Source organism: Holdemania filiformis (assembly GCF_003459085.1).
In the GTDB taxonomy this organism is placed as follows: Bacteria; Bacillota_I; Bacilli_A; order Erysipelotrichales; family Erysipelotrichaceae; genus Holdemania; species Holdemania filiformis.
Map to the genome: position 1 here is coordinate 118,612 of NZ_QRUP01000011.1, position 7,231 is coordinate 125,842.

Here is a 7,231-nt window from a genome sequence, read left to right on the forward strand (position 1 = left end):
TTTCTTTATCCGCAGACCCAGCCCTCACGACTTCGCACGGGCTTGATTGATCAATCATGATTTAGTCCGGGCAAGGATCGTCCCTGGCAAAGTTCGCATTTTACAATGAAGAGAAGTAACTGGCGTTGTTCTATTATTAATAAGGAAGATACATAAAGGGAATCGCAGTCGGATTTGCCTTTCCACCACGATTATGCTACTCTGTTTTTAACAGGTTTTTCAGGGAGGAGAAACAGGAGATGAAGGACAGAAAACCAATCCGGCTGATCGCCAGCGACCTCGACGGAACGTTATATTACGGCGCGCGGGAGCTGGGGAAAATGACGACGGCCAACCGCGACGCGATCGCCCGCTGGACGGAAGCGGGCCATCGGTTTTTGATCGCCACGGGAAGACGGGCGTGTACGCGGGCGGAAATCATCCGTGAATACGCGATCGACTGCGATATCATCGCCTGCAATGGCGCCAAGGTGATACTGAACGACCAGCTGTTGTGGAGCCGGGAAGTCATGCCGCCGGAACTGAACGAGCTGTGCGAACTGTGCGAACCGTTTCGCGATGAATTAGATTTCGTGCTGGATATCGATATCACGGAGCGTATCACCTACCAGGCCAACAATTTGATTCAAAAACGATTTCCTGAGGATCTTTATTTGCGGCAGGTCCGCGATTATTTGAAACAGCCGCAAACAGCGTATCCCAATAAGGTTTTTATGGTTCTGGCCGATCCGGCAAGACTTCCGTTTTTCCTGGATTACTTCACCCGGCATTTCCAAGGCCGGCTGGCCGTGACCAGCAGCGGACCGGACCTGGTGGAAATGAGCTGCGAGGGCTGCGGCAAGGGAGCGGCTTTGTTGGAGATTCTGGATCGGTTAGGTCTGGATCGGAAACAGGCCGTAGCGATCGGCGACGAACAGAATGATCTGGATATGCTGCAAAGTATTCCGTATGGCTTCGTGATGAATTCCGCTCGTCCTGCGATCAAAGCTCAGGTGCCCTATTCCGTAGATTCAGTGCACGAACTGATCGACGCCTGCCTGCGCTACAACGCCGCATGCGGACAGCCGTCAGACGCAGAAGATCTAAACTTTCCCGCGGTCTTCCTTCAAGCTTGAGCTTCATCTCACCGCTGAAAATTTCTGTCCGGCAAACTTTAGTGATTAACTTTCCGGCTTCTTTATAAGAATTTCACTGCTCCGCAATTCAGCTTCGTCTGATCAGAAAGGAAATTGTATGAAAAAGAAAATAATCCGCAGTTTAGCATTCATGGGACTTGCCGCTCTGTTCGCCGGCTGTCAAACCACTTCAACTTCTCCAAGCTCCTTGAGCCTATCGCCGCACGCAATCTCGGAAGATACTCAGTCCCTGCTTCATTTGATGCCGCAGGGAGATTCCACTTTCTTTTTTGACTTACATCTCAACGAAACCGTCGATGGACTGGAAGTTCAGAGCTGGACGTTAACGGCGGACCACCAATGGCAGGAGGAGGCAGGCGGCGGAACCAGCGGTATGCTTGAACATGACGATAAAATCCTGATGATCCAGGTTTTAACCGATCAATCCCGCTTTGCCTGGTCCTGTGACGGAGTTTCTTCTCCCAACGTTCCAATCGGCGAAGACGGCGCTTATTTCACTTCGGACTGGGGCGCTCGCGGAACGGATCGTCTGGATAAAACCGTCGACGTTCAATTAAATCAACCGGTGCCGCTGCTTTTGATTCTAGAAAAAGACGGCGGCCATGATGGACAGCTTTCGATGGAGGTCAACGATCTGATGCAAAGTTTAGAACATCCGGAACTAGTTGATGCCGACCGGGCCTTGTTGATCACGGTTAAGCTCCGATAAAGATAGTTTAGATTATCCATTTTTAAGTAATGAAGCTTGAAGGTTTTGGCGCTTTTGCCTGAACCTTTTTTGATATGAATTGCCAGCGTGAAAATAATATTTTCTTTTTCTTCATTAAAGCTGCCACTGAGAACAAAGATAAATAGAAATTGACATTCCATCCGTAAATTTGAGATTTTTTCTCATTTCATTATCTATAATGCTGAATTATAAAAAAATCCTCAGTTTGCTCGAGACTTTTTTAATATATCGTTGGCTCTCGCTGAATCATCGCCTTAGATTGCTTTGCCTTATGTTTTTCTAAAGCAGATCGCGCTCATTTGAATTATTTTCTATTCTGTATATGTTCAATTATCAAAAATACGAGGGTCATTATAAAGGTTAAGCTATTAAGCACTATAAAAGCATCAGTCAAAGAATCCACATTTCTAAATATATAGCTTGTCAGAACAGAACACAAAAATAACAATGCAAATATTTTACTTTTTTTCATAGAATTGCTCTCATTCTTTAATCTGTGAAACCTAATTTTATTTTTATAACAACTTATAGATCAGTATCTGTGTATACCCAATTTTCCTGCCAAGCCGGATCCTTTTCCGCCTTAGTAAGCAAAAAAACAGAATTATTGCCGCGAAGAATAGGTCGCCTGTTGACGGACTTCCTCTTTGGGAAGCAGCGCCCGGATTCCGTGAAGTAACTCAAGAACACTATCCCGCTGTTCTTCATCGTGCAGAGTCACGGTGACCAACGTCAGCTGCGCGCCGCAAATAATCTGGGCCGCAAGCTGAAGCTCATCATTCGATGAATACCAGCCATACCGGCAGATCCCTTCACCGGCCTGGAATTCCTCGATATCCCGGACTTTTTCAAATCCCTGATCAAAGAAAACCGCATCGCCCTGATTGCGGGAAAACCCGGTGATCTGCCACAGCGGACATAGCGGATCGCTTTCATCTGTCCATAAATTAATTCCCCGGCCTTGTTCCGTCTGCTTATATTCATATTTATATTTCCCAGGGAATATGAACTTAACATTACCAAAATCCTGTGTGATCTGATCCCGCCGATACCCGATCTTCGTTTCATACCGCAGTTCGGGAACGCCGGTCAAATCCAGCGGATCCTTGCCGTCCAGCTGACAAAGCTTGTAGTACGCTTCGATCGGAAACGGCAGCGCCCGGTCCATCATCAGCGCCTGTTCCAGATGGAAGAAGATAAACCCGTTGATTTGCCGGTCTAATTCGCTGCGGGAGGACGGCGCGAAATAACAATGCTCCCACAATTCATTCAACGCGCAATTCCGGTAATACAGCGCGTCTTTGATCGGATTCTTCCAGAGGAAGAACTGATCGGCGAACGCTTCGATGCCGTCTTCAAGCTTCTCCGTCAACGCGGTGATCGAGAACCGGCCCATGTGCGTGATGATGGTGCCGGGGATTTCCCGCGGCATATATTCGTTCAGATCCCAGCATAAGCACAGACTGGTATATTCCTCTTCTTCCAGCTGATGAATCGGAATTGTCATTAACGTTTCCAGCCAGGGATAAAAATGATCCTCTGCCATTTTCTTAAAATCATGATAATCCATATATTCCGCTTCATCGTCAAACAGGATTTCCAGGTCCAGCCGATCCGCCAGCGTTTCAATAAAATCAGCGACCACTTTATGCAGACCCGGTCCGGCCGGTGTCGTCACGCACTCGCCTGACATAATCCAGTGATTGGCTTCTTCCTGTTCGAATTGAATCTCCAGAATACCGATCGGGCAGAACGATAAGCTCACGCTGTTTTCATCCGGAAAAGCCGCAATATTCCATTGTTCCGCTAAGTCCATGACTTCTTCCCGGGCTTCACTTACATCCTGAATCTGAGCTTCAAACGATAGTCCAATACTCATCGCCAACCCTCCTGTTCTTTCTTTTTCTTATTATAGCATATTCCCCATGCCGCTTTTCCTTTCAAAAGAAAAGCGAGCTTCCGTCTTTCCTTCGGCATGCCCGCTCATTTTTCTTCTATTAGGAAAGTGCAATGTTAAGGGCAGAGAACAAAAATAACCCAAAAGAGCAATAATGTTCTTTTGGGTTATAAACAACAAAATAAGAGGAATTCCATCGCACACTGAAAAGAATATAGAAGGAACAAAGGCTTATTCTGCTTTTGAAATTTTCTGGAGAACATCTTCCGGAAGCATCAGAGAATCACAACGGATACAATAAGCGGAAAAACATAGAATACCGTTCACAGTAATCCGATCACAAACTTCTTCCGCAATGTCGATTTCCATCGGATCGAAGAAGCCGCACTGAGTACACTTGAAGGGGATCGAGTTCGCTGCGCCAGTCGACAAATTTCCACGTTTCATTGATTTTCACCTCCAATCCAGACGGGAAGAAGGATTCTACAAATTCCATAACATGACCGCAGGGACAGAGTAAAGGATCAATTCCAGTCGATTCTTTTCGGAATTCACGATACGTGGTTAGTTTCTTGCGTATCCAAGCTCGGGGTTGACTTAACATCTTCCGAATACAAGCACTGAGTTTTCTCTTTCGTGAAGTGTAAGCTCCTAAATAACGAACCATTTTGAAGTTTTCATCGGGAATATGGATCATCAATTTCTTCATGAAATCTACAGTGGAATCGAAGACATCGACGCGTTCCTTTGTTTGATGATCGGTATAATGCCATCAAATGAAATTAAGATCGTAATCCTAGTCTTCAATCTGGCTTTGCGCCATGGCGGGCCGGCCTACATAACGGATGATGTAATCCACGCCATCTTGAGTGGATTGATGAGAGGAAGACGGACAATAAACATAAAAGCCGTCAGAATAATCACGATAACATTGATTTTTTACTTTCTTAAATTCAGCGGAATCCAGCTTCGCAGCCATCCGATCGAGTAACTGTTTTTGAAAGGAAAACCGCAAAGAATCATAGTGAATATGTTTCAAAGGTTTAAAGGAACCGCACTTCCGAACTTATCTTTCCGCTAAGAGAACATGAATATGGGAAATCCAGTGAAGAGGACGCCCGAAAGTGTGGAGCGTTAAAACCGCGCAGGGAATCAATTCGTCCTGTTTTGTCCCGGCCTTCCGAATGACATAATGAAGTGTGTCTTCTACTGCGCCAAAGAGCTCATGAAGTAAAGAACGATCTTTTTGGAAATAGGGGCGCAGAGGCTCAGGGACAGTAAAAACGCCGTGGCGATGAGGACAGTCAAACAGTTTAGAAGAAATTGAGTCGGAAAGTTAACGAGCATAGCGAATCCCGCACTTATTACAAAAACGAGATTTACAGGTGTGCCAAACGAAAGTAAAGTTTTGACAATGGGGACATTCGTAGACGGAATGACCTAAATCATGTCGTTCACAAAGAATGATGGAATTGATCGCTTTCATAATAGTTGGACGAAGACCTTTGCGGCAAATCTCATAATCACGAAGCAGACGCCATTGATTCTCGGCGAAAATCTTAGCGATGGTGATTTTATGAGGCCCGGGAAAATAGGTGTCGCAATGACCCAAAGCTAAGACGGTTTCTTTTTTCGATAGAGTAGATTTCATTACACTCCCCACCTTTAGTTTATCAAAAATCAGGGCTGCTTCGCTACCCTTTCTTTTGTCTTTCAGAGTGCTCACAGAACCCTTTTTTCTATTAGGAAAGTGCATCTCAAAATTAGAATTATAACGCGTTAAAGAGTTTTAAAACGATGGGATTTATCGTTTAGATACACACTTAAGGAAGGCGGATTAGGGAGAATCAATTGAAAATGACCGAGGCCTTGAACGAGTAAAATGAAAAGAATGAAACAAACTCAAATGCGTTGAAATGGAGAAGGATGAATTGTATAATTAACTCAATAGAAAAGCTGAGCGTTCTCTGAAAGCGAGGTCTTCTTCATGAAAACAATAACGTGTTCCGATCGGGTCTACTATGATGAATTGCTTCCTGAAGAAGCTCAGGCTATTCGCCAGGATATTCTTCTGTACCATTCGATCCTTCATACCACTTATCGTTTATTGACTTTAAAAGCCCGGGGAATTCCTTTCCCGTTTGAAGAATCGCTGCAGAAAGAATTGAAACGACGGTTTCACACGAATGATTATTTTCCTTGCGCAGCACAATGGGAGGCTCAGCATCAGCTGAAAGCGGACTTTGAGAACCATGAACGCTGGAAGAAGTCATTAAAGGCAAGAGTGAAAAGCGTGGAGAAAAAAATCCGGAAAACAGAGAAAGAAATCCAGCGGGTGGATAAACGGTTAGCACAACTTAAACAGAAAACGAAGCTGGGAAAGCAAACCCGGGAAGATTATCTTGAGGAGGTACAAGTGCTGCGGCCAACCCGGAAACAGTTAAAGAACCAGCGCTCTCAATTGATCTTTAAATTAAATCGCACGCAGCAACAGCTCAACACCGCGAATCAGAAAATGCGGTTTACCTGCTTTGGCGGGAAGAAACTGTCGCGCTCCAGAATGACGGTTTATGCTGGAAATCACGAAGCGTGGCTTGAAGAATACCGGTACCAGCGAAACAAAACTATGATGATTCCCGGGCGCAGGCAGGGGAAGTATTCCAATTGTCTATTCAAATATCATCTTGAAGAAGGCGTATTGGTTTATCGCTGCAGCAGTGAAAACAGAGAAATCCAGTTAAAGGTTCGTTTTCATGCGAATGCCAAAGAACTGGAACGGGCGGTGAAGCTGCCGCACAACACACCGGGGAAAGCGGTCGCTTATCTATTGGAAGATCATAAGAAATATTTCATCATCAAAGCGATTGTGGAAATGGAGGATCGTGAATTAATGGAAGACAAGCAAGACGGCGTGATTGGAATTGATATCAATGCGGATCATATTGCCGTAAGTGAAACGGATCGCTGTGGAAACTGTGTGCTGTTGAAAACTGTTCCGATGCCCTTAAGGGGAAAAAAGAAGAATCAACGGAAGCATCAGATCCGGCAGACGGCGAAAGAGGTCGTCCTGGAATGTGTGAGAAGTCATAAACCGTTAGTGATGGAAGCGCTGGATTTTGAGAAGAAGAAAAGCGATATGCGATATGGGAATCAAAAGCATAATCAAATGTTATCCGAGTTTGCGACGAAACAGATTCAGGAAGCAATAGAGAGGAGATGTTGGAAGGAAGGCTATGGCGTTGTTCAAATAAATCCAGCGTACACAAGTCAAATTGGGAGAGAAAAATACAGCCGGAAGATGGGCTGTACAGTGCATTTGGCCGCTTCGTTTGTGATCGGGCGGCGCGGAATGGGATATCAGAATTAAATAGAAACGCGGTTCTTCAATCTGTCCAAAGATAGCAGCTTCCAGAGGAGAAAGCTGGAATTCGAGGCAGAACGAACTTGGAGAACCGCGAGATACACAAT

6 protein-coding genes and 1 pseudogene are annotated in these 7,231 nt (G+C 45.2%); 3 read left to right on the forward strand and 4 right to left on the reverse strand.

Annotation, left to right across the window (positions count from 1 at the left end; translation table 11 throughout):
- Window positions 1–239 precede the first annotated feature (239 nt).
- Both DWY25_RS10250 and DWY25_RS10255 read left to right on the forward strand, forming a co-directional pair.
- Window positions 240–1,115: an HAD-IIB family hydrolase gene (locus DWY25_RS10250; protein WP_117895145.1), complete on the forward strand. Its 876-nt coding sequence runs from the start codon at window positions 240–242 to the stop codon at window positions 1,113–1,115.
- A 118-nt stretch (window positions 1,116–1,233) separates the two neighbouring features.
- On the forward strand, window positions 1,234–1,845 hold the full coding sequence (locus tag DWY25_RS10255) for a hypothetical protein (RefSeq protein WP_117895146.1): 612 nt from the start codon (window positions 1,234–1,236) through the stop codon (window positions 1,843–1,845).
- A gap of 625 nt (window positions 1,846–2,470) precedes the next feature.
- Here the strand turns inward: DWY25_RS10255 and DWY25_RS10260 are convergent.
- The 4 genes and pseudogenes from DWY25_RS10260 to DWY25_RS10275 form a co-directional block, all read right to left on the reverse strand.
- On the reverse strand, window positions 2,471–3,745 hold the full coding sequence (locus DWY25_RS10260; RefSeq protein ID WP_117895147.1) for a hypothetical protein: 1,275 nt from the start codon (window positions 3,743–3,745) through the stop codon (window positions 2,471–2,473).
- Between the two features lie 249 nt (window positions 3,746–3,994).
- Complete coding sequence (locus DWY25_RS17960; protein ID WP_244925960.1) at window positions 3,995–4,210, reverse strand: hypothetical protein; 216 nt, start codon at window positions 4,208–4,210, stop codon at window positions 3,995–3,997.
- A 196-nt stretch (window positions 4,211–4,406) separates the two neighbouring features.
- Window positions 4,407–4,517: pseudogene (locus DWY25_RS18105) on the reverse strand (transposase); the annotation flags it as partial.
- A 582-nt stretch (window positions 4,518–5,099) separates the two neighbouring features.
- Window positions 5,100–5,414 (reverse strand): transposase zinc-binding domain-containing protein, encoded by a 315-nt coding sequence (locus tag DWY25_RS10275; protein WP_181981784.1) that lies wholly within the window; start codon window positions 5,412–5,414, stop codon window positions 5,100–5,102.
- A 336-nt stretch (window positions 5,415–5,750) separates the two neighbouring features.
- On the opposite strand from DWY25_RS10275, the gene DWY25_RS10280 reads away from it, so the two are divergent.
- Window positions 5,751–7,130, forward strand: a complete 1,380-nt coding sequence (locus DWY25_RS10280) for an IS200/IS605 family accessory protein TnpB-related protein (RefSeq protein ID WP_117895151.1) — start codon at window positions 5,751–5,753, stop codon at window positions 7,128–7,130.
- The last annotated feature ends 101 nt before the right edge of the window (window positions 7,131–7,231 follow it).

Coding starts and splice junctions, on each gene's coding strand:
- DWY25_RS10260 (WP_117895147.1), bottom strand. CDS start 3,745: ATGAGTATTGGACTATCGTTTGAAGCTCAGATTCAGGATGTAAGTGAA.
- DWY25_RS10280 (WP_117895151.1), top strand. CDS start 5,751: ATGAAAACAATAACGTGTTCCGATCGGGTCTACTATGATGAATTGCTT.
- DWY25_RS10250 (WP_117895145.1), top strand. CDS start 240: ATGAAGGACAGAAAACCAATCCGGCTGATCGCCAGCGACCTCGACGGA.
- DWY25_RS10255 (WP_117895146.1), top strand. CDS start 1,234: ATGAAAAAGAAAATAATCCGCAGTTTAGCATTCATGGGACTTGCCGCT.
- DWY25_RS17960 (WP_244925960.1), bottom strand. CDS start 4,210: ATGAAACGTGGAAATTTGTCGACTGGCGCAGCGAACTCGATCCCCTTC.
- DWY25_RS10275 (WP_181981784.1), bottom strand. CDS start 5,414: ATGAAATCTACTCTATCGAAAAAAGAAACCGTCTTAGCTTTGGGTCAT.